The organism is Mesorhizobium sp. WSM4823, assembly GCF_055811195.1.
In genome coordinates, this window is record NZ_JBVVQL010000002.1 from 702,456 (window position 1) to 722,093 (window position 19,638).

Annotated in this window: 22 protein-coding genes; 6 read left to right on the forward strand and 16 right to left on the reverse strand. The window is 61.3% G+C overall.

Annotated elements, in window-relative coordinates:
- Position 1: 1 nt before the first annotated feature.
- From pdhA to AC0L26_RS08295, 6 genes are all read right to left on the reverse strand, one after another.
- Positions 2-1,048 carry a pyruvate dehydrogenase (acetyl-transferring) E1 component subunit alpha gene (gene pdhA, locus AC0L26_RS08270; protein WP_473632097.1) on the reverse strand — a complete coding sequence of 349 codons (1,047 nt, stop codon included), beginning with the start codon at positions 1,046-1,048 and terminating at the stop codon, positions 2-4.
- 171 nt (positions 1,049-1,219) lie between these two features.
- A complete protein-coding gene (locus AC0L26_RS08275; protein WP_473632098.1) occupies positions 1,220-1,543 on the reverse strand; it encodes an FtsB family cell division protein in 324 nt (107 codons plus the stop codon).
- 186 nt (positions 1,544-1,729) lie between these two features.
- Complete coding sequence (eno, locus tag AC0L26_RS08280) at positions 1,730-3,004, reverse strand: phosphopyruvate hydratase (RefSeq protein ID WP_095488607.1); 1,275 nt, start codon at positions 3,002-3,004, stop codon at positions 1,730-1,732.
- A 397-nt stretch (positions 3,005-3,401) separates the two neighbouring features.
- Positions 3,402-3,767: a PRC-barrel domain-containing protein gene (locus tag AC0L26_RS08285; protein WP_352930342.1), complete on the reverse strand. Its 366-nt coding sequence runs from the start codon at positions 3,765-3,767 to the stop codon at positions 3,402-3,404.
- Positions 3,768-3,980: 213 nt separating this feature from the next.
- Positions 3,981-4,811, reverse strand: coding sequence for a 3-deoxy-8-phosphooctulonate synthase (gene kdsA, locus AC0L26_RS08290; RefSeq protein WP_473632099.1), 831 nt, complete (start codon positions 4,809-4,811; stop codon positions 3,981-3,983).
- The gene (locus AC0L26_RS08295) at positions 4,808-5,716 is read right to left on the reverse strand and encodes a VOC family protein (RefSeq protein WP_473632100.1); all 909 of its coding nucleotides are present in this window, start codon (positions 5,714-5,716) and stop codon (positions 4,808-4,810) included. Before AC0L26_RS08295 ends, kdsA begins: the two co-directional genes overlap by 4 nt.
- A gap of 153 nt (positions 5,717-5,869) precedes the next feature.
- On the opposite strand from AC0L26_RS08295, the gene AC0L26_RS08300 reads away from it, so the two are divergent.
- Positions 5,870-5,995 carry a hypothetical protein gene (locus AC0L26_RS08300; protein WP_473632101.1) on the forward strand — a complete coding sequence of 42 codons (126 nt, stop codon included), beginning with the start codon at positions 5,870-5,872 and terminating at the stop codon, positions 5,993-5,995.
- A 27-nt stretch (positions 5,996-6,022) separates the two neighbouring features.
- On the opposite strand, the gene AC0L26_RS08305 is transcribed toward AC0L26_RS08300, so the two are convergent.
- Both AC0L26_RS08305 and AC0L26_RS08310 read right to left on the reverse strand, forming a co-directional pair.
- The gene (locus AC0L26_RS08305) at positions 6,023-6,313 is read right to left on the reverse strand and encodes a Dabb family protein (RefSeq protein WP_352930349.1); all 291 of its coding nucleotides are present in this window, start codon (positions 6,311-6,313) and stop codon (positions 6,023-6,025) included.
- 104 nt (positions 6,314-6,417) lie between these two features.
- Positions 6,418-6,552: a hypothetical protein gene (locus AC0L26_RS08310; protein ID WP_352930351.1), complete on the reverse strand. Its 135-nt coding sequence runs from the start codon at positions 6,550-6,552 to the stop codon at positions 6,418-6,420.
- A gap of 308 nt (positions 6,553-6,860) precedes the next feature.
- Between AC0L26_RS08310 and AC0L26_RS08315 the strand changes: the two genes are divergently transcribed.
- Together AC0L26_RS08315 and AC0L26_RS08320 are read left to right on the forward strand one after the other, a co-directional pair.
- Positions 6,861-8,117, forward strand: a complete 1,257-nt coding sequence (locus AC0L26_RS08315; RefSeq protein WP_473632102.1) for a class I SAM-dependent methyltransferase — start codon at positions 6,861-6,863, stop codon at positions 8,115-8,117.
- Between the two features lie 108 nt (positions 8,118-8,225).
- The gene (locus tag AC0L26_RS08320) at positions 8,226-9,215 is read left to right on the forward strand and encodes a glycerophosphodiester phosphodiesterase family protein (protein WP_473632103.1); all 990 of its coding nucleotides are present in this window, start codon (positions 8,226-8,228) and stop codon (positions 9,213-9,215) included.
- A 152-nt stretch (positions 9,216-9,367) separates the two neighbouring features.
- Here the strand turns inward: AC0L26_RS08320 and AC0L26_RS08325 are convergent, their stop codons facing one another.
- Positions 9,368-10,633 carry an NAD(P)/FAD-dependent oxidoreductase gene (locus AC0L26_RS08325; protein WP_473632104.1) on the reverse strand — a complete coding sequence of 422 codons (1,266 nt, stop codon included), beginning with the start codon at positions 10,631-10,633 and terminating at the stop codon, positions 9,368-9,370.
- Between the two features lie 254 nt (positions 10,634-10,887).
- Here AC0L26_RS08325 and AC0L26_RS08330 point away from each other — a divergent pair, with 254 nt between their 5' ends.
- Positions 10,888-11,490, forward strand: a complete 603-nt coding sequence (locus tag AC0L26_RS08330) for a 5-formyltetrahydrofolate cyclo-ligase (RefSeq protein ID WP_473632156.1) — start codon at positions 10,888-10,890, stop codon at positions 11,488-11,490.
- On the opposite strand, the gene AC0L26_RS08335 is transcribed toward AC0L26_RS08330, so the two are convergent.
- Positions 11,487-11,960 carry an Lrp/AsnC family transcriptional regulator gene (locus AC0L26_RS08335; protein WP_352930359.1) on the reverse strand — a complete coding sequence of 158 codons (474 nt, stop codon included), beginning with the start codon at positions 11,958-11,960 and terminating at the stop codon, positions 11,487-11,489. The genes AC0L26_RS08330 and AC0L26_RS08335 overlap by 4 nt on opposite strands.
- 157 nt (positions 11,961-12,117) lie before the next feature.
- On the opposite strand from AC0L26_RS08335, the gene ald reads away from it, so the two are divergent.
- Positions 12,118-13,233 (forward strand): alanine dehydrogenase, encoded by a 1,116-nt coding sequence (gene ald, locus AC0L26_RS08340; protein WP_473632105.1) that lies wholly within the window; start codon positions 12,118-12,120, stop codon positions 13,231-13,233.
- A 201-nt stretch (positions 13,234-13,434) separates the two neighbouring features.
- Positions 13,435-14,733 carry an outer membrane protein gene (locus AC0L26_RS08345; protein ID WP_473632106.1) on the forward strand — a complete coding sequence of 433 codons (1,299 nt, stop codon included), beginning with the start codon at positions 13,435-13,437 and terminating at the stop codon, positions 14,731-14,733.
- 210 nt (positions 14,734-14,943) lie between these two features.
- Here AC0L26_RS08345 and AC0L26_RS08350 read toward each other — a convergent pair whose 3' ends face one another.
- From AC0L26_RS08350 to AC0L26_RS08375, 6 genes are all read right to left on the reverse strand, one after another.
- Positions 14,944-15,411: a DUF1203 domain-containing protein gene (locus AC0L26_RS08350; RefSeq protein ID WP_473632107.1), complete on the reverse strand. Its 468-nt coding sequence runs from the start codon at positions 15,409-15,411 to the stop codon at positions 14,944-14,946.
- Positions 15,412-15,604: 193 nt separating this feature from the next.
- Positions 15,605-16,162 (reverse strand): OmpA family protein, encoded by a 558-nt coding sequence (locus AC0L26_RS08355; RefSeq protein ID WP_473632108.1) that lies wholly within the window; start codon positions 16,160-16,162, stop codon positions 15,605-15,607.
- Between the two features lie 98 nt (positions 16,163-16,260).
- On the reverse strand, positions 16,261-16,824 hold the full coding sequence (locus AC0L26_RS08360) for a GNAT family N-acetyltransferase (protein ID WP_473632109.1): 564 nt from the start codon (positions 16,822-16,824) through the stop codon (positions 16,261-16,263).
- 5 nt (positions 16,825-16,829) lie between these two features.
- A complete protein-coding gene (gene sseA, locus AC0L26_RS08365; protein ID WP_473632110.1) occupies positions 16,830-17,681 on the reverse strand; it encodes a 3-mercaptopyruvate sulfurtransferase in 852 nt (283 codons plus the stop codon).
- A gap of 36 nt (positions 17,682-17,717) precedes the next feature.
- Positions 17,718-18,461, reverse strand: a complete 744-nt coding sequence (locus AC0L26_RS08370; RefSeq protein ID WP_473632111.1) for an alanyl-tRNA editing protein — start codon at positions 18,459-18,461, stop codon at positions 17,718-17,720.
- Complete coding sequence (locus AC0L26_RS08375) at positions 18,461-19,495, reverse strand: cysteine synthase A (protein ID WP_473632112.1); 1,035 nt, start codon at positions 19,493-19,495, stop codon at positions 18,461-18,463. The genes AC0L26_RS08370 and AC0L26_RS08375 overlap by 1 nt, the downstream gene beginning before the upstream one ends.
- Positions 19,496-19,638: the final 143 nt, after the last annotated feature.

Consider the following 19,638-nt stretch of genomic DNA (forward strand, 5'->3'; position numbering starts at 1 on the left):
GTTACAGTACGATGTCGGTCCAGAGATCGGACGGATCCGGCTCTGCGTCGTTCTGGGCAAATTCGGCGGCGTCGGCGACAATGTCGCGAACCTCCTTGTCGACGGCCTTGAGCTCGTCCTCATCGGCCCACTTCTTCTCGATCAGGCGTGCCTTGACCTGCTCGATCGGGTCACGCTCAGAGCGCATCTTCTGCACTTCTTCCTTGGAGCGGTACTTTGCCGGATCGGACATCGAGTGGCCGCGGTAGCGGTAGGTCTGCATTTCGAGGATCAGCGGCCCCTTGCCGGCGCGGCACCATTCGGTGGCGAGATCGCCGGCTGCCTTGACCGCGCGAACATCCATGCCATCGACCTGGATGCCGGGGATCTTGAAGGAGGCGCCGCGGTGCGAAAAATCGGTCTCGGCCGACGAACGCGACACCGAGGTGCCCATGGCATAGCGATTGTTCTCGATGATGTAGATCACCGGCAGCTTCCATAGCGAGGCCATGTTGAAGCTTTCATAGACCTGGCCCTGATTGGCGGCGCCGTCGCCGAAATAGGTCAGCGTCACATTGTTGTTGCCGCGATAGCGGTTGGCGAAAGCGAGGCCGGTACCGAGCGAAACCTGCGCGCCGACAATGCCGTGGCCGCCGTAAAAATGCTTCTCTTTGGAGAACATGTGCATGGAGCCGCCCTTGCCCCTGGACAAGCCGCCGCGGCGGCCCGTCAATTCGGCCATGACGCCGCGCGGCGACAGTTCCATCGCCAGCATATGACCGTGGTCGCGGTAGGCGGTGATCATCTGGTCGCCATCGACCAGCGCCATCTTCATGCCGGTGACGACTGCTTCCTGGCCTATATAGAGATGGCAGAAGCCGCCGATGAAGCCCATACCGTAGAGCTGGCCGGCCTTTTCCTCGAAGCGGCGGATGAGCAGCATCCGCCGGTAGGCGTCAAGCTCCTCTTGCTTGGTGAAATCGACAGGCTTGGGGGCTGAAAGCCCCGCCGATTTGCCGTCGGATCTGGATTTGGATTTGGCAGGCGCTTTTCTGGCGGCGGTGGCCATGCATCACTCCCTGTTGGCGTCTCTTGCGGACACTGAGGGAGATCAGTTCTCCCCACCGATTTTGGGGAGGCTAACACGCGAGAAGGCGTTTCGCCATGCTGAAAATGCATGGCTGACATGCGTCTAAGCGATTAAAATCATTGAAAATATTTGCGATTAACTGAAATATGGTTATCTCGCCACAGCCGGTAACATGATGGTGATTTCGTCAGCATGGGACATATTGAGCGCCTTGCGCGCCTGCTCGTCGAGCATGTCCTTCTCCAGCGTGCCCTGATGCAGGAGCTGAACGCGCCGCTGCAGGTCGAGCCGGCGCGCCTTGACGACATCGAGCTTACCTTGCAGGTCGACGGTTTCGGCTTCCAACCGGTATTTGGAATAGATGCCGAATTCGCCGTGATAGGCGTGGAAGCCGAAATAGGCCAGGAACGCCACGCAGAGCGAAGGAATGATCAGCCGCCCGGTATTTCTCTGCTTGTGCTGACGTGTCCACATGATCCAAATCCCTTGGAGTGCCGTGCATCCTCTTGGACGCGCAAAGGACGCTCTAACACTCTGTGACCTAGCCTCTTTCTCGCCCGATTGTGCTTAATGGACGGTTACGGGCAGCCGGATTTGGCGATGTTGAAAGCAAAAAGGCGGGGAATACCCCGCCTTCTCATTCCAGATATTTCTGTAGGCTCAGCCTTTGACGATCGACTTGCCGGCGTAGAGCGCCTGCTTGCCGAGCTCTTCCTCAATGCGGATGAGCTGGTTGTACTTGGCCATGCGATCGGAGCGCGACAGCGAACCTGTCTTGATCTGCCCGCAATTGGTGGCAACGGCGAGATCTGCGATGGTCGAATCCTCGGTTTCGCCCGAGCGATGCGACATGACAGCGGTATAGCCGGCCTTGTGCGCGGTCTCGACGGCGTCGAGCGTTTCGGTCAGTGAGCCGATCTGATTGACCTTGACCAGGATCGAATTGGCGACGCCCATGCGGATGCCGTCGCGCAGCCGCGCCGTGTTGGTGACGAACAGATCGTCGCCGACCAGCTGGGTCTTCTTGCCGATGAGATCGGTCAGCGTTTTCCAGCCGTCCCAGTCGTCTTCGGCCAGCCCGTCCTCGATCGTGATGATCGGATAGTCGGCGGCGAGCTTGGCCAGATATTTGGCCTGGGTCTTGGGATCGCGGGTCTTCTTCTCGCCTTCATAGACGTAATTGCCGTCCTTGAAGAATTCGGTCGCGGCGCAGTCGAGGCCGAGCGCAACCTCTTCGCCCGGCTTGAAGCCAGCCTGCTCGATCGATTCCATGATGAAATCGAGCGCAGCGGGCGCGCTTTTCAGGTTGGGAGCGAAGCCGCCCTCGTCACCGACATTGGTGTTATGGCCGGCGTCCTTCAGCCGCTTCCTCAACGTATGGAAGATTTCCGAGCCCCAGCGCACGCCATCACGCAGTGTCGGCGCACCGATCGGCAGGATCATGAATTCCTGGAAGTCGATCGGGTTGTCGGCGTGCGCCCCACCGTTGATGATGTTCATCATCGGCACCGGAAGCACATGCGCCTTGGTGCCGCCGACATAGCGGTAGAGCGGCAGGCCAGCCGCTTCCGCCGCAGCCTTTGCCACCGCCAGCGACACGCCGAGGATGGCGTTGGCGCCGAGCCGGCTCTTGTTGGGCGTGCCGTCGAGCTCGATCATGGTCTGGTCGATGTGGATCTGGTTCTCGGCTTCCATGCCGCCAATCGCCTCGAACAGCTCGCCATTGACGGCCTCTACCGCCCGCAGGACGCCCTTGCCGAGATAGCGGGCGCCGCCGTCGCGCAGCTCGACCGCCTCATGTGCGCCGGTCGAAGCGCCTGAGGGGACCGCTGCGCGGCCCATCGAGCCGTCTTCGAGCACGACGTCGACCTCGACGGTCGGGTTTCCGCGGCTGTCCAGGATTTCACGCCCGACAATGTCGATGATGGCGGTCATAGCGATGTCCCCGATTTGATCTGACGAAGCGTCGCGCACGTCTTAGCCAAAGTGCCGCAAAACGCAATCGGGGCGTCCCCAAATATTGCCGCCACCTCCGCCATGCCGGTTCACAAAGCAAAAATTGCTGTCATCATAAGTCTTGGCGGCACGCGGCTTTCTGGTTTATGCTCGCAGCCGCGCGGGGCGAAACTGGAGGAGTTTCGCCATGTCTCAGTTGAGCGGTATCGTGAGTTTGTTCCTGATCGCGGCGGCGTTTCTTACGTCGTGTGACACTCAGCAGCCTCAACAAGGCGCGGTAGAGTTGTCGACCCTTCAAGCGACGGAGTAGATATCCTGCAGAAAAGGCCCTCGGTTCAATGAAACCGAGGGCCTTTTTGATTCCGGCAGATCAAGGTCAATGCCAATAAGGCTCGACCCTATAGTAGCTATATGAAGCATCCCGCGCGGCCTCGCCGTCGGCGCCCGTCAGTTCGTTGATAGAATAGGCGGGAGCAGCCTTCAGTTGCTCCTTGGTGAACGGCACGACGTAGCCGCCCTTGTCCTCGTCATAGTCGAGGGTCGCCCACGGAATGGCGTGATACTTCTCGCCGATGCCGAGAAATCCGCCAAAGCCGATCACGGCAAACATGATGCCGTTCGACAATTTGTCGAGCATCACGTCTTCGATGTCGCCGATATGCGTGCCTTCGGTGTTGTAGACGGATGTGCCGATGACCCGCGAGGCAGCGATGGCTTCAGTGTGTCCGGTCTGGGTTGTCATTTATGTACTCCTCGTTGTCGTTAACGCTATGCTTGACAATGAGGGGCGCGGATGAAGGTTCCAGACTTTTCGACGCTAGAGCGCGATGTGTTCAAATTGAGCTGGGCATCCCGCTCTATCTATTTGTTTTAGCCGCATTTCCTACGATGCCAAGTGATTCCACCCGCTGGTCACAAGTTTAGAGGGAGACGAGACTTAAGATCCTGGGCATGCTCAGCTCTTGGCAACGCGGTCAAATGCCATCAGCCTTTCAAGCAGGGCGGGAAGATCCTTCAGCGGCACCATATTGGGCCCATCGGAAGGTGCGTTGTCGGGATCCTGGTGCGTCTCGATGAAGACACCGGCGACACCGACCGCAACCGCGGCGCGTGCCAGCGTCTCGACAAAGCGCCGATCGCCACCCGTAGAGCCGCCCTGCCCGCCCGGCTGCTGCACGGAATGCGTGGCGTCGAAAATAACCGGTGCGCCGATCTCGGCCATAATCGGCAGGGCGCGCATATCGGACACCAGCGTGTTGTAGCCGAAGGACGCACCGCGCTCGGTGACCAGCACGTTGGCATTGCCGGAACCGGTGATCTTGGCGACGACGTTCTTCATGTCCCACGGCGCGAGGAACTGGCCCTTCTTCACATTGACGACCTTGCCAGTTCTTGCCGCCGCGATCAGCAGATCGGTCTGGCGGCTGAGGAAAGCCGGAATCTGCAGGATATCGACATGCGGCGCCACGACCGCGCACTGTTCCTCGGTGTGGATATCGGTGAGGATCGGCAGCGAAAACGCCTTGCGCAGATCGTCGAAGACCGGCAGCGCCGCATCGAGCCCGGCGCCGCGCGTGCCGCCGAGCGAGGTGCGGTTGGCCTTGTCGTAGCTGGTCTTGTAGACGAGACCCAGCCCCAGCTTGTCAGTCAGTTCCTTCAGCGCGCCCGCCATGTCGAAGGCGTGCTGGCGTGATTCAAGCTGGCACGGGCCGGCAATCAGCGACAGCGGCGCGGTGTTGCCGAAGACGACATTGCCGACGGCTACGGACGAATTGGGCTTGCTCATGCGATCTCCCGGAAAATGAAGGCCGCACCCTGTCCGGGTGCCGGCTGCACGACAATATCATTGCCGCGTATATCGTGTTCGACGGAACAGGCTGCAAGCAGCCTTGCGACAGTGTCTGCGCGGCAAACTGAAAAGACCACCGCCGCGAAGCGGAGTTCCGATGGCGCGCCGGCAGGTATGCCGAAGCGCGCTTCGAAAGCGGCGGGGTCAACCAGGGTCAAGGTCGCGTTCGGCAGGCCAATCGCGGTGCTCCCCTGTCTGGACGCGGAACTGCGCGCCGCGATCGAGATCAATCGATGCTGTTCGGATGGCTGGTCGCTGACCGCCACGACTTCGATGATGCCGACTGCGCCATTGGCATGGGCCTGCAATGCGGTGCGGTCCACTTTCGGCGCATTGATCCGCTCGCAGGCGAACAGGAATGCGTCCTTCGCCCCGGCACCGGAGGCGAAGGCCAGTTTGAACGATGCTGTGTCGCTCTTTCCAGCTGTGTCAGCGAAGGCGCGCGAAAAGCTCAGCATGTCTCCGGCCGACAGGCCGGCTTCGACATAGCGCATATGATCGGCATCCGCATTTCCGGTGCCCAGGACAAGCGCGGAAAATCCCTCGTCGCCGCGCTTGTCGCGATAGGCGCGATCGCGCGTGACGAAGACGTTGCCGTCCGCAATCGCTTTCGCCGCCGCTTGCGCGTTGCCCACCGCCAGCGGCTCGAGATAGGTGCCGTCTTCAAGGAAGACGCAGCAGTTTTCCGTCCCGAAAGGATGGATGCCGGTCGGCGCCACGACAAAACCAAGCGAATTGAGCCGCGCCCGTGCCCCATCGAGGCTCGCGGTAGGCAGCACAAGATGGTCAAGAGGATAGGAGCCTAACGGATAAGCGCTCGGCGAATGAGTGCCTGCTGGCATTGTCTCGGTCATGCCGGCGCGGTGTGCATCATTCTGGAGGTTGGTTCAAGAGCTTCGCCTGACACCGCCAGGATCCAGATTGCCGATTGTGCGGCATCGGTACGCAAGCCCCTGAATACTTGCCGCCGCTGGAAATCAACCTACGTGATCCAAATGAGAAAGACATTGTTCGTAGCGGCAGCGGTCGTCGCAATGGCTGTTCTTGCCATGCTGGTCTGGAACGCGCCGAAGCGGCCTAGCGCCGATCTGACCGAACCCACCGCCGCTCAGACAGAGTAAGCGACGCGCGTTCGGTCGCTTCTCCCTTCAGGGCGCCGCCACGACATCCGCCGAATATCGCAATTCGCGCAACGGTTTGACCTGGCTGGTCGTCTCGGCATAGAGCGGATGTGCCTTGTAGGCGGCCAAAGCGGCATCATCCTCGAACTCGGCATAGACGACCACGTCGATCTCGTCCGAAAGCGGATCGACCTTGGTGTTGAGCGTCACCTCGAAAAGACGGGAATGCGGGATGTTGCCCAGCGCCAGCAAACCCGTGCGTACGGCCTCGACATCCTCTTTGTGCCGCGCGCTGAAGAAAACGATATGCCGGATCAACCCAGCCTCCTCGATCGATGTGCAAGCGTGTTCTGTGTGGGCAAAGCGGTCGCGTCAACCGGCAACGATGTCGCGGCGGCAACGCGTCGAGCGGGAAAGGAAACCTACACCAGGCTGGTGATGTGGCGCACGGTACGCGTTATCTCCCTGACCGTGGTGTCGAGATAGCGGCCCTGATTGTAGAGCCCGTCCCAGATCAGGAAGAACGTGATGGCGCAAATGACGATAACATAACGCATGGCGAAAACTATCGCATGGCAATGGCTACAGCCATAGTGATTTCGGCGCTGGTCGGCGCTCTCTCCGAACCTCGCCGATCTTTCTCGCTTGCCGTGGTGAAATGTCCGCGTCGGACACACCCGAAATCCCGGAACGCCGCCGCTTGGCACAGTCAGTTCCTCGCCTGCCCCTTGAAGTTCGTGTCGAGGACGTGAAAGACTATGATGGGGATTCATCGGGAGCGGCCTTCGCGCTCCGGCGAATGAACTGCGTCAGAGTGTGGAACTGGCCATTTTAAGCCGGCTCCGCAGAAGTCCGGGGGCGTGACATGGCTCATAAGGAAGGCACCAGCGTTGCGTCGGGCGACGCTGTCAGGCTGGACGAATTCAATTTCGCCGAAACGGTAAAAGGCCTGCCGGCCAAGGCGCGCATGGTGTTGTCGGCGGCGATGAACCTGCCGCGCGGCTCGCTCAAGGTGAGGATGCCGGACGGCCGCGCCGTGCTCGTCGGCGGCAAGGCGCCGGGTCCGGACGCCGAACTGGTGCTTAAGAACTGGCGCTTACCTGGCCGCGCCTTCACCGGCGGCACTATCGGCATCGCCGAGTCCTACATGGACGGCGATTGGGACAGTCCCGACGTGACTAGTTTTCTAGAACTGTTCGTGGTCAATTCGGAAATCGGAGAGCGCATCGCCGGCGGCGCCAGCTGGCTCATCAACGCCGCCCAGCGTGCCCGCCACTGGTTCAACCAAAACACCCGCACCGGCTCGAAGCGCAACATTTCGGCGCATTACGATCTCGGCAACGCCTTTTACAAGGAATGGCTGGATCCGAGCATGACCTATTCGTCGGCGCTCTATGCGGCTGGCGCCAACGATCTGGAAAGCGCGCAAGCCGCCAAGTATCGCGCTCTGGCCAAGGACACGGGCATCGGCGCGAAAGATCACGTGCTGGAAATCGGTTGCGGCTGGGGCGGCTTTGCCGAATTCGCCGCGCGCGAGATCGGCTGCCGCGTCACCGGGTTGACCATCAGCCGCGAGCAGCATGATTTCGCCAAAGCGCGCGTCCAGAAGGCTGGACTTGCCGACAAGGTCGACATCAAGCTGCAGGACTATCGCGACGAGACCGGCACTTACGACCGCATAGCCTCGATCGAGATGTTCGAGGCGGTCGGCGAAAAATACTGGCCGGTGTTTTTCGGCAAGATGAAGGATTGCCTGCGGCCTGGCGGCACCGCCGGCTTGCAGATCATCACCATCAATGAGAAGGCTTACGACACCTATCGTGCGCGGCCGGATTTCATCCAGCGTTACGTCTTCCCGGGCGGCATGCTGCCGACGCCGTCGATCCTGAAAACGCTCGGTAAAGACCATGGCCTCGCTCATCTGCGCGAGCGCATTTTCCCGGACGACTACGCCCGCACACTCGCCGAATGGCGCCACCGCTTCTGGGCGTCATGGGAAAAGATCGTGCCGCTCGGTTTCGACGACCGCTTCAAGAAGCTCTGGGAGTTTTACCTGCACTATTGCGAAGCCGGCTTCCGCGCCAGCTATATCGATGTCCGCCAGGTGGTCTACAAGGCTTAGCGCAGTTCGGCGACATCACCGCTTGATTTGCGGCCACGCAATCATCTGGCTGCCGTGAAAAAGTCCGATCCCGACGCAAGATGCGGCGCCAAGAATTGGAATCACATCATGCGCAAACGGACGATCTTCCTCGTTGCCATTCTTGTCGCTGCGAGCGGCATCTGGCTTAACAACAGCTCGCTGCTGTCGAGCCGTCCGGCCGACACGCCGGCGGTGCTTGCCCATCGCGGCATGGCCCAGGATTTCGACCGCAAGGATCTTGGCCCCGACACTTGCACGGCCGAACGCATGCTGCCGCCACGCCATTCTTTCCTTGAAAACACGATCCCCTCGATGGAAGCCGCCTTCGCGCTTGGCGCGGACGCGCTCGAACTCGACGTCCACCCGACTACGGACGGCAAATTCGCCGTCTTCCACGACTGGACGCTGGATTGCCGCACTGAAGGCAAGGGAGAAACGCGCGCCCATGCCATGTCCGAGTTGAAGATGCTCGATGTGGGCTATGGTTACACGGCGGATGGCGGCAAGACCTTTCCGTTTCGCGGCAAAGGCATCGGCATGATGCCGTCGCTGGACGAGGTCCTGCAGCACTTCCCGGACCGTCGCTTCAACATCAATATCAAGAGCAACGACCCCAAAGAGGGCGAGACGTTGGCCACCTGGCTCGCCACGCTGACGCCAGCCGAGCGCGCCGGCTTGACAGTGTATGGCGGCGACAGGCCGATCGCGGCCGTCAAGGCGGCGCTGCCGGACATGCATACGCTGAGCCGCGCGTCGCTGACCCAATGTATCCTGCGTTACGCAGCGCTCGGCTGGAGCGACTACGTTCCGGAAGCGTGTCGGCAGGGCACACTGCTTATCCCGATCAACGTCGCCCAATGGCTGTGGGGCTGGCCCGACCGTTTTCTCGATCGCATGGATGGCGTCGACACCCGCATCTATTTGCTCGGCCCCTATGCCGGCGGCGGCTTTTCGCAAGGGCTCGACGATCCCGAACTGATCGACCAGTTGCCGGACGGCTATTCCGGCGGCATTTCCACGGATGCGCTGGATCTGGTCATGCCCGTGATCAAGCAGCGTTTCGCACCGCCGACGTGAAAGGACAAACCCACACCACCTGGCGGTGACATTGGGTTTGAGCGAATGCGCAAAGCTTCGTCTTCAAAGAGGTCAACCGACCGGTTGATCGCGTTTTGGCTGCCGAGATAGCGAACAGATGACGTGCGAATGAATATCCGCGGGCGGAGACGTCAGCTCCTGTCGTCGTCACCTTGGGTGATCAGTCGCGCGCTGCGCTGACCTGTCACGTAGATCCAAAGCCAGCTCAGCGAAACCGCAAGCCGGTTACGGAAGCCGATCAGGAAGTAGATATGCGCCAGGCCCCACAGCCACCAGGCAAGCCGGCCGGTAAGCTTGATCCAGCCGAAATCGATCGCGGCGGCGCGCTTGCCGATCGTCGCCAGATCGCCGTCATGCTTGTAACGGAAAGGCCGCGGGGTCGCGTCGCCGGCAAGCCGGGCCTTGATCGTGGCGGCGACATGCCGGCCCTGCTGCTTGGCGGCGGGTGCCACGCCGGGTACCATGCGGCCATCCGGTCGCAAGACATGTGCAGCGTCACCGACGACGAAAATCTCCGGGCTGCCCGGCACGGTCAGGTCGGGTTCGATCAGCACCCTGCCCGCGCGGTCCGCCGCCGCCCCCAGCCACTCGGCGGCCGGCGAAGCGGCAACGCCTGCTGCCCACAGAATTGTCCTGGCCGGCAGGTGCGTATCGCCGAAGACCACGCCCTCGGCATCGCAGCGCGTGACGGGCCGGCCGAGTTCGACCGTCACGCCGAGCCGCTCGAGCGCCTTGCTGGCGTAATCGGACAGTTCCGGGGCGAAATTGGGAAGGACGCGGTCGCCGGCCTCGATCAGCACCACGCGCGTTTGCCGCGTGTCGATGTTGCGGAACTCGCCGCGCAGCGTGTCGTGCGCCAGTTCGACAATAGTGCCGGCCAGTTCCACGCCGGTCGGCCCGCCACCGACGATCGCCAGCGTAAGCAGCGCCTGGCGCTTGGCGGGGTCGGCTTCCCGCTCAGCCTGCTCGAAAGCGAGCAGAATGCGCCGTCGAATAGTGGTGGCGTCCTCCAGCGTCTTCAGCCCCGGTGCGAAAGGCTCCCATCCGTCATGGCCGAAATAGGCGTGGCGGGCGCCGGTAGCCAGCAGCAGCGTGTCGTAGGTAACCGCATTGCCATCATCGAGCAGTACGCGTTTGCCGGCACGATCAACACCTCTGACCGTTGCGAGCAGCGTCGTCACGTCCTTGCGCTTGCGCAGAAGATGGCGGATCGGCCAGGCCACTTCCGAGGTCGCCAGCGCCGTGGTCGCCACCTGGTAGAGCAGCGGCTGGAAGAGATGGTGGTTGCGCTTGTCGATCATGGTGATGCGCACCGGCGCATCGTCAAGCGCGCGGGTGAATTCGAGCCCTCCAAAACCCGCCCCGACGACCACGACATGATGGCTGGATTGGTTCATCTCATTCACTCCGGGAGATCAGGTTGGCCGGGAGAGCAGGTTGGCCGGGAGAACAGTTTCGCCAAGACTTATGTAGATACTTTTGTGCACCGCAACAACGCCCGGCTTTGCCGACTGTCCGCCCTGGGATGTCGCGAATGTACATGCCCTGTCCTGCCACGGGGTATAATTTCAACGAAACAGACGACAGGAGTTGGAACGTGGACAGCGATCATGACGACAGTCCGGCGCAATACGCCTCGCCGCCTTGCTTCATGCATGAGCTAGACCCGGAATTCCACGCGCCACTATCCGACTGGACTGACGTAAGACGTTGGCGCAAGGCCGAACGCGAACGGCTGATTGCGGCCCGCCTTGCCGTCCCCGCTGACGTACGAACGGCAATGTCACAGCGCATCGCCGAAGGGCTTGATGCCGTGATCGGCGACATTGCCGGGCGCATGGTCAGCCTCTACTGGCCGTTCCGCGGCGAGCCGGATCTGCGGGCCTGGATGACTTCCGTCAATGAGCGCGGCGGCCGTACCGCACTGCCTGTTGTCATTGAGAAAGCCCGCCCGCTTATCTTTCGTGCCTACGTTCCGGGCGATCGGCTGGAAAAAGGTGTCTGGAATATCCCGATCCCGGCTGAAGGCGATCCGGTGCTGCCCGACATCGTCATTTCGCCGATCGTCGGCATCGATCCGGCCTACTATCGCCTGGGCTATGGCGGCGGCTTCTTCGACCGCACCTTGGCGGCGATGCCATTCAAGCCGCTGGTCATCGGTGTCGGCTACGAGCTGCAGCGCATTCCCACCATCTACCCGCAGCCGCACGACATTCCGATGGGCCGGGTGGTGACGGAGGTCTTCGAGGCTTAGGCAAGTTCCGGCTTCATCCCCACAGCCGTCCGGTCGACGATCTCTCGCAAGGCGAAGGACGAATTGATTTTTGTCACATGCGGCATCGCCGACAGCCACTCCTTGTGGATGCGCTCATAGTCGACCAGATCCTTCGCAGCGATGCGCAGGATGTAGTCGTATTCGCCCGACATCAGGTGGCAGGACAGGACATTCGGGCAACGTTTGATCGCCGCCTCGAAATCCGACAGCGTCTTTTCGAACTGTCCCGACAGCGATATATGTACGATCGCCGTCATCTGGTGGCCAAGCGCGGCATTGGAAAGCCTGGCGTGGTAGCCGCGGATGGTTCCGGATTTCTCCAGATTGTCCAGCCGCCGCGAGCAGGCCGACTGCGACAGGCCGACCTTCTCGGCGAGCGCCGCATTGGGTATGCGTCCATCTTTCTGCAGCGCTTCGAGAATGGCGATATCGATCCTGTCGAGCGGCATTTTTCGTGATTCCTGCGACAATCCAGCTATTTTGCGCAACGATTATCGAGCCGCGCCTTTCTGCGCAAGCGCATTCGCAAACACTTACGGGACGATTCGTGGTTCACTATCTCTAAACAGGGAACACGCCCCAACAGGGCTGGATCAGGAGAAAAACATGCGCGTCGGCTGCCCCCGGGAAATCAAGAACCACGAATACCGCGTTGGTCTGACGCCAGGTTCGGTCCGTGAATATGTCGCGCATGGCCATGAGGTGCTGGTCGAGACCGGTGCCGGCGCCGGCATCGGCGCCGACGACAACGCTTATCGCGCCGCTGGCGCCACCATCGCCAAGACAGCCGCCGACGTGTTTGCCAAGTCCGACATGATCGTCAAGGTCAAGGAGCCGCAGCCCAACGAATGGGTTCAGCTTCGCGACGGCCAGATCCTCTACACCTATCTCCATCTCGCGCCGGACCCGGAGCAGACCGAGGGCCTGCTGGCCTCGGGCGTGACGGCCATCGCCTACGAGACCGTCACTGACGACCGCGGCGGCCTGCCGCTGCTGGCGCCGATGTCGGAAGTCGCCGGTCGGCTCTCGATCCAGGCTGGCGCTACCGCCCTGCAGAAGACCAATGGCGGCCGCGGCGTGCTGCTCGGCGGTGTACCCGGCGTATTGCCCGGCAAGGTCACTGTGCTCGGCGGCGGCGTCGTCGGCCTGCATGCCGCCCGGATGGCGGCCGGCCTTGGCGCCGACGTTACCATCATCGACCGCTCGATCCCGCGCCTGCGCCAGCTGGACGATATCTTCGGCGGCCGCGTCCACACCCGCTACTCGACCGTCGAGGCGCTGGAAGAGGAGTGTTTTTCGGCCGACATCGTGGTCGGCGCCGTGCTGATCCCAGGTGCCGCCGCGCCAAAACTCGTCTCGCGCGAGATGCTGTCGGGCATGAAGAAAGGTTCCGTGCTGGTCGACGTCGCCATTGACCAGGGCGGCTGCTTCGAGACCTCGCACGCCACCACCCACGCCGAGCCGACCTATGAGGTCGACGGCGTCATCCATTATTGCGTCGCCAACATGCCTGGCGCGGTGCCGGTCACCTCGGCCCATGCGCTCAACAACGCGACGCTGCATTACGGCCTGCAGCTCGCCGACAAGGGCCTGAAGGCGCTAGTCGACGATCATCATCTGCGCAATGGGCTGAATGTCCACAAGGGCAAGATCACCAACCGGGCGGTGGCCGAAGCACTCGGCTACGAGCTGGTCGAGCCGAAGGCCGTTCTCGCCGCCTGAACCCGCCGCTGATCCCTCTCCCGACAGAGCCGCCGACGCCCTCGGCGGCTCTGTTTTTCCCCAAGCAGAATTTCATGATTTGCGGTTAGCTGACCGGTTTGCTCGCCTTGCTTGCAATCCGCTGCTCCCGTGACTTTTTTGTTACAGCGGCCAGCATGAGCTGCTGCTAGAGACGTGCTGGGTTTAAAAGGGGTAGGGGCAATGATCCACAAAAGATTCGCGAAATCTGTTCTTCTTGGCGCGGTTTCCGTTCTGGTGCTCGGATCGGTTTCTCATGCCGCCGACGCAGTTGTGCCGGTCGTCGAGACATCGGGCTTCAACTGGAGTGGCATCTATGTCGGCTTTGGCGTTGGCGCCGGCGCCAATGTCCACGAGCTCAGCAGCGATTTCCTTCCTGGCTTCTCGCTGAACGGCATTGGCGGTGAAGGCGTGTATGGTGAATTGACCGTCGGCTACGACTACATGGTGTCGCCGCGCTTCCTGATCGGCGGACTTTTGGACGCCCATATCGGCAACATTGAAACCACGCTCGATGTTGCTGGATTGGATGCTTCGATCCGCGAGACCTATGGTTTCGACGCTGGTTTGCGGGTTGGCTATCTCTTCACCCCAAACACTTTGGGCTATGTGCTCGGCGGCTATTCCTGGCAGAAGTACAAGCTCGACACGAACGCAGGCTTCGACTTCGATTGGGACCAGAGCGGCTACTTCGTCGGAGCTGGCGTTGAGACGGCCATCAACAGCAACTGGACCATCAAGTCAGAATATCGCTATACCCGCTTCGGTACTCAGAACATTCTTTCCGAGTTCGATATACCGGACGGCGTTCTCGACACGGACACCTCGCGGCATACGTTCCAGGTTGCGGCCAACTATCGCTTTGGCGCCCAGAATGGCGGCGTCGCCTCTTTTGAGGCCCCTACTTACAACTGGACGGGCTTCTACGTCGGCGGCGCCGCCGGTGCGGGTGCGTCGGTGCACCAGATCGAAGTTCCGCCGCTTGGCGGTCTAGAGTTCAACGGGCTCGGCGGCGAAGGCGTGTTCGGCGAATTGAATGTCGGCTACGACCATGATTTCGGCAGCTGGGTGGCAGGTGTCATGGTTGACGCCCGCTACTCCGGCATGACGACGGAATTGGATCTCGGAGGCGGATCCGTCAATCTGGATACTGATTACGGTTTCGATGTGCTTGCTCGTGTCGGTATGAAAGTCAACGAATCAACCCTCGCCTATGTTCTCGGCGGCTACAGCTGGCAGCACTTCGATCTGAATGCGTCCTCACCCATCGGCGATATCCTCGATTGGGACTCCAGCGGCTTCTCAGTTGGTGCCGGTCTGGAAACGGCTATGTCCAGCAATGTGACCGTCGGCCTCGAATACCGCTATTCGCAGTTCTCCGAGAAGGATTTTTCGTCGGATATCGGGTTGGCGGATGACACTCTCACCTCCACGCCTTCGTTCCACACCGTTCGCATCGGTGCGAAGTACAAGTTCAACTAAACCGGTCCAGACAACAGTCAAAGCCCGTCGGTCATTGCGGCGGGCTTTTCTTTGGGCGGAGGTGTGGGCAACAAAAAAGCGGAGCCAAAGCCCCGCTTCCTCGGATGTCGAGACTTCCCGCCGGTTCATCCGCGGTCGGCAAATCGATCGACGACGCTTTTCTAACGCGACATTGCGACAGGCGTACGACAGCTGAATACCGCCGGATCGTCACGCGCGCTCGACGCGGCACTGATAGCAATTGTTGCGCGCCGAGCGGACATGCACATAGGCGATGTCATCGCGCTCGAACAAAGCCTCTGCCCGCGCAACGATAGCGCCCGTTGGGATGACGCCGCCGCTGCCATAGACGATGCGGTCGTCCTTGCCGTAGCCACGCACGATGTAGTCGGTGCTTTCGAGCATTTCGGGAAGCGCCTCGACCTCGGCAGCGCGCTCGCATTCCTCGGCGTGCAGGAAGATCGGCCCGGTTTCGGCATAAGGCTGCAATTCCGGGAATGGCCGGTAGGCCAGGATAAGATAGACATCGCCGGCGGCCACGTTGTTCAGGCAGTGGCGGCAAGGCACGCCGTCACCATCGGATACTTTCCGCTCCGGTGTCAGGCCGTAGGCGTCCGGCCCGCCGCGCTGCAAGGCTCTGACATCTTCAGTGGGCAAGGCTTTGAACTGGATGGCCATGGCGAAATCTCCGGTGTCGTCGATCGGAAATTACGCCGCTGCGCCAGCGCTTCCACCCGATTCCTGCCAATCTGGATCGGTCTATCAGGGCGTCGAGACCCCGCACCAGCCCTGTGATCCCGGCCAGCACCATGGGCATTGGAGACGCAGACGACACCTTCAGACGGCCGCCAATGCGATTCTTCGGACAGGCTCAGCGGATGAAGTCGTCGAAACGGCGGAGCGTCACCCGGCGATTGCGCCAATTCTCGTTCTGCGTTTGCACCAGCAGAAACTCCTCGCCGTAGCCGACGGTTTCAAGTGCATAGCCCGGCACGCCGAATTCGCGCACCAGGGTGCGCTTCAGCGAGGCGGCGCGCCGCTCGGACAGGATCTGGTTCGACTGGAAGGAGCCAACCGCGTCGGTATGGCCTTCGATCAGCACGCGGGCACCGGGATCGCGTCGCAGGATGCGCTGAAGCGCATCGGCGATGTTTTCGATCTTGCCGTATTGCGAGCTGGAAATGGCTGCCGAGCCAAACGCGAAATTGATCGACTGGATATCGATCGAACGGGCCATGCGCCGCAGGTCCGGCCGTCTCTTGAATTCGCGGATGGTGACACGCTGGTTCGGGCGCAGCTTAACTCGGGGCGCTGCCTCGAGCTGACGCTCGATCGTCGCTGCCGAAGGCGTGGTCGCCTGGGCGGCGGCAACGGTCGGCGCGGCAAGTGCCGCAATCAGCGCGGCGGCAAATGTGCGTCGGGTCAGCATGTCTTTCTCCTTCGGCCTCGGCCGCATTGATCATTCCGGCAAGATGGCAAAGACAAGCTGAAGCATTGATGAACAACAAGTTCAGTTTTGGGGAGAAATCACGGTCGCATGACGCTGGCCGCCCGCTCGGCGAAGGCCATTGGATGAACGATCTCCTTCTTTTGCGCTACCGGCGCAAAGCCGAGTTTCTGGTAGAGCGGCAATGCCGCCGGATGATCGAGCGTGCAGGTCTGCACCGTCACCCGCCTTGGGCCGTGCGACCAGGCGGCGGCGATCGCCGCACCGAGGAACCAGCGGCCGATGCCTTGCCCGGTCGCGTGCTCCATCATACCGAAATAGGCGAGTTCCACCTCCTCCGGCAGATGCGGCTTGAGGTCGAAGAAGCCGGCCGGTGCGCCATCGAGATACAGCACCCTTATGTCGCGGTCCTCGCGGTGGATGCCTGCGGACAACTCCTCGTCGCTCAGCCGCAGCACGTTGACCCAGTGCCATTTGCGACCCACCCGATCCATCAAATAGCGGTAGAAATGCAGCGGAATGTCCTTGGTCTTCAGCAACGCGATCTGGCGGTTGTACGGCAGCGGCGGCGAACAGGCCGGCGGCACATGCATTTCGAGAAACGTCACCGTGACCTCGATGTCCTCAACCGCTCCGTTTTCCATCACCGTCAGTCCTTGCCCGTCACCACGGGCGTATCGCCAAGCCCGCCCCATTCGGTCCATGAGCCGTCGTAGAGCCTATTGTCGGTATGGCCGAGCGACTCGAGCGCCAGCGTGATCGCTGCCGCGGTGATGCCTGAGCCGCAAGAGGTGATAACCGGCTTCGACAGGTCGATGCCGGCGTTCTCGATCACCTTGCGCAAACGGTCTTTCGACAGCAGTTCGCCGTTCTCGGCAAGTGCCGCAACCGGCACATTGTGCGCGCCGGGCATGTGGCCTGAACGGATGCCGGCGCGAGGTTCAGGCTCGGTACCGGCAAACCGGCCAGGCGAACGTGCATCGGCGATCTGGCTTTCCCCGGTCTCGACGATCCGGCGCATGTCGGCAAGGCTGGCGACGCGAGCGGCATCAAAGTCGGCATGGAACACCCCAGGCGCGATCTTTGTCGGCTCCGACGTCACCGGCCGTCCGTCTGCCTTCCAGCGGTCGAAGCCGCCGTCCAATATGTAGACCTGGAACACGCCCATGACGCGGAACATCCACCAGGCGCGCGGCGCCGAGAAAAAACCCGGACCGTCATAGACGACGATCGTGTCATCGGCCGAAACACCCATGGCGCCGACATATTGGGCGAAATGCTGCGGCGACGGCAATGTGTGCGGCAGCGGGGAATCGGGATCCGAGATCGCATCCTGGTCCAGGAAACGGGCGTTTGGGATGTGCGCTGCATCGTATTCGGCGCGCGCGTCGCGCTTCTGTGCCGGCAGATACCACGAGGCATCGACGATGGTCAGGCCAGGCTCGCCGAGGCGCTTCTGCAACCAGTCCGCATCGATGGTGAAAGGACTGTCTTCGGCCATTTTTCTTCTCCTGCCCCGCCTTTGGCAATCTATATATCAAGCCGTGGGCATCGGACCAAAGCGTATTCGGAAGCGCCGGTTTTCGCGACCCTTCTTCTCGATTTTGCCAATATGGATCTCGCCGACTTCTCCAGTGCTCTTCACATGGGTGCCGCCGCAAGGCTGGCTGTCGATAGAGGCGTTCTCGCCAATGCAGACCAGGCGGATCTTGCCCGTGCCGACGGGTGGCCGAACATTCTTGGATTTCACCAGTCCCGGATTGGCCGCCAGTTCCTCGTCGGTGATCAGCCTGATAAAGACCGGGTGGTCGGCCCGCACCAGCTCCATCAGCCTGGCCGTCACGTCTTCCTTAGTGAAGCCGGCATCCGGAATATCGAAATCGACGCGGCTGTCGTCCTCGGAAACCGAGGCGCCGGTGATCGGGAATGGGCAGGCGACGGTGAGCAAATGGCAGGCTGTGTGCATGCGCATCAGCAGATGCCGCCTCTCCCAATCGACAGCGAGCTTTACCGGCTCGCCGACCTCAAGCACCGCCTGCTCAGGCGGCGGCACATGAATGATCTCGTCCTTGGTCTCGCCGGTAATGGCGGCTGCAACAGCGATCAGGCTGCCGTCGGCGCGTTCGAGAGTGCCAGTATCGCCCGGTTGCCCGCCCGACGTGGCATAGAAGATCGTCCGGTCCAAAATGATGCCGCCACGGTCGTTGACGGCGACAACGACGGCATCAGCCGCCCTGAGATAAGCGTCGTCGCGAAACAGGGCATCCGTCCTGTAAGCCATCACGCAACCTTTTCGAACGGCACCGAAATTGTGCTTCGTTGTTCCATCCAACCCGGCACCGGCAGTTTCTTTTGGCGCAGGAATTCCGGGTTGAACAATTTCGACTGATAGCGCGTGCCGTAGTCGCAAAGCACGGTCACGATGGTGTGGCCGGGGCCTATTTCACGCGCCAACCGGATCGCGCCGGCAATGTTGATGCCGGTCGAGCCGCCGACGCACAGGCCCTCCTCCTGGATCAGGCCGAAGACGATCGGCAGCGCATCCTCGTCCGGAATCTGGAACGAGAAATCCGGCGTGAACCCTTCCAGATTGGCGGTGATCCGCCCCTGCCCGATGCCTTCGGTGATCGAGCTGCCTTCCGATTTCAGCTCACCACTGGTGTAAAAACTATAAAGTGCGGCACCCAGCGGATCGGCGAGCGCGACCTTCACGTCCTTGTTTTTGGCCTTCAGCCCGAGCGCAACGCCGGCCAGCGTTCCGCCAGACCCGACGGCGGAAACGAAGCCATCGACCTTGCCGCCGGTCTGGGTCCAGATTTCTTCCGCCGTAGTGCGGATGTGGCCGTCACGATTGGCGACGTTATCGAACTGATTGGCCCAGATCGCGCCGTTCGGCTCGGACCTGGCCATCTGCTCGGCCAGACGACCCGACAGTTTCACATAATTGTTAGGGTTCTTGTAGGGAACGGCAGGCACTTCGATCAGCTCGGCGCCGAGCAATTTGATCGTGTCCTTCTTCTCCTGGCTCTGCGTCTCGGGAATGACGATCACGGTGCGATAACCAAGTGCCTTGGCGACCAGCGTCAGTCCGATACCGGTGTTGCCGGCCGTTCCCTCGACGATGACCCCGCCCGGCCTCAAGAGTCCGCGCTGTTCGGCGTCGCGGATGATGAACAGCCCGGCGCGGTCCTTGACCGACTGGCCCGGATTCATGAATTCGGCCTTGCCCAGGATCTCGCAGCCGGTTTCTTCCGAGGCTTTGTTGAGGCGAATCAGAGGTGTGTTGCCGATCGCTTCGATCACAGAACGGGGCATGGAGATTCCTTTATGCTTGCGGCGGAACCCTAGAAACCCGAAGCTTCGGTTTCAAGGCAAGAATTTGTCTGGTCCAGCGGCATTTCTGGGCTGCAATTTCCTGAAAACAGATGTCGCGTTCCGGTATTCATTTGAAGCTCGCG

What these genes read in the sequence shown, in the direction of transcription:
- AC0L26_RS08355 (WP_473632108.1), bottom strand. Translation starts at nt 16,162, where the DNA reads ATGCTGACCCGACGCACATTTGCCGCCGCGCTGATTGCGGCACTTGCC.
- AC0L26_RS08310 (WP_352930351.1), bottom strand. Translation starts at nt 6,552, where the DNA reads ATGCGTTATGTTATCGTCATTTGCGCCATCACGTTCTTCCTGATCTGG.
- eno (WP_095488607.1), bottom strand. Translation starts at nt 3,004, where the DNA reads ATGACCGCCATCATCGACATTGTCGGGCGTGAAATCCTGGACAGCCGC.
- kdsA (WP_473632099.1), bottom strand. Translation starts at nt 4,811, where the DNA reads ATGAGCAAGCCCAATTCGTCCGTAGCCGTCGGCAATGTCGTCTTCGGC.
- AC0L26_RS08350 (WP_473632107.1), bottom strand. Translation starts at nt 15,411, where the DNA reads ATGGCCATCCAGTTCAAAGCCTTGCCCACTGAAGATGTCAGAGCCTTG.
- AC0L26_RS08325 (WP_473632104.1), bottom strand. Translation starts at nt 10,633, where the DNA reads ATGAACCAATCCAGCCATCATGTCGTGGTCGTCGGGGCGGGTTTTGGA.
- AC0L26_RS08320 (WP_473632103.1), top strand. Translation starts at nt 8,226, where the DNA reads ATGCGCAAACGGACGATCTTCCTCGTTGCCATTCTTGTCGCTGCGAGC.
- AC0L26_RS08285 (WP_352930342.1), bottom strand. Translation starts at nt 3,767, where the DNA reads ATGACAACCCAGACCGGACACACTGAAGCCATCGCTGCCTCGCGGGTC.
- AC0L26_RS08295 (WP_473632100.1), bottom strand. Translation starts at nt 5,716, where the DNA reads ATGCCAGCAGGCACTCATTCGCCGAGCGCTTATCCGTTAGGCTCCTAT.
- sseA (WP_473632110.1), bottom strand. Translation starts at nt 17,681, where the DNA reads ATGGCCGAAGACAGTCCTTTCACCATCGATGCGGACTGGTTGCAGAAG.
- AC0L26_RS08360 (WP_473632109.1), bottom strand. Translation starts at nt 16,824, where the DNA reads ATGGAAAACGGAGCGGTTGAGGACATCGAGGTCACGGTGACGTTTCTC.
- AC0L26_RS08315 (WP_473632102.1), top strand. Translation starts at nt 6,861, where the DNA reads ATGGCTCATAAGGAAGGCACCAGCGTTGCGTCGGGCGACGCTGTCAGG.
- AC0L26_RS08345 (WP_473632106.1), top strand. Translation starts at nt 13,435, where the DNA reads ATGATCCACAAAAGATTCGCGAAATCTGTTCTTCTTGGCGCGGTTTCC.
- AC0L26_RS08370 (WP_473632111.1), bottom strand. Translation starts at nt 18,461, where the DNA reads ATGGCTTACAGGACGGATGCCCTGTTTCGCGACGACGCTTATCTCAGG.
- ald (WP_473632105.1), top strand. Translation starts at nt 12,118, where the DNA reads ATGCGCGTCGGCTGCCCCCGGGAAATCAAGAACCACGAATACCGCGTT.
- AC0L26_RS08375 (WP_473632112.1), bottom strand. Translation starts at nt 19,495, where the DNA reads ATGCCCCGTTCTGTGATCGAAGCGATCGGCAACACACCTCTGATTCGC.
- AC0L26_RS08330 (WP_473632156.1), top strand. Translation starts at nt 10,888, where the DNA reads ATGCATGAGCTAGACCCGGAATTCCACGCGCCACTATCCGACTGGACT.
- pdhA (WP_473632097.1), bottom strand. Translation starts at nt 1,048, where the DNA reads ATGGCCACCGCCGCCAGAAAAGCGCCTGCCAAATCCAAATCCAGATCC.
- AC0L26_RS08300 (WP_473632101.1), top strand. Translation starts at nt 5,870, where the DNA reads ATGAGAAAGACATTGTTCGTAGCGGCAGCGGTCGTCGCAATGGCTGTT.
- AC0L26_RS08275 (WP_473632098.1), bottom strand. Translation starts at nt 1,543, where the DNA reads ATGTGGACACGTCAGCACAAGCAGAGAAATACCGGGCGGCTGATCATT.
- AC0L26_RS08335 (WP_352930359.1), bottom strand. Translation starts at nt 11,960, where the DNA reads ATGCCGCTCGACAGGATCGATATCGCCATTCTCGAAGCGCTGCAGAAA.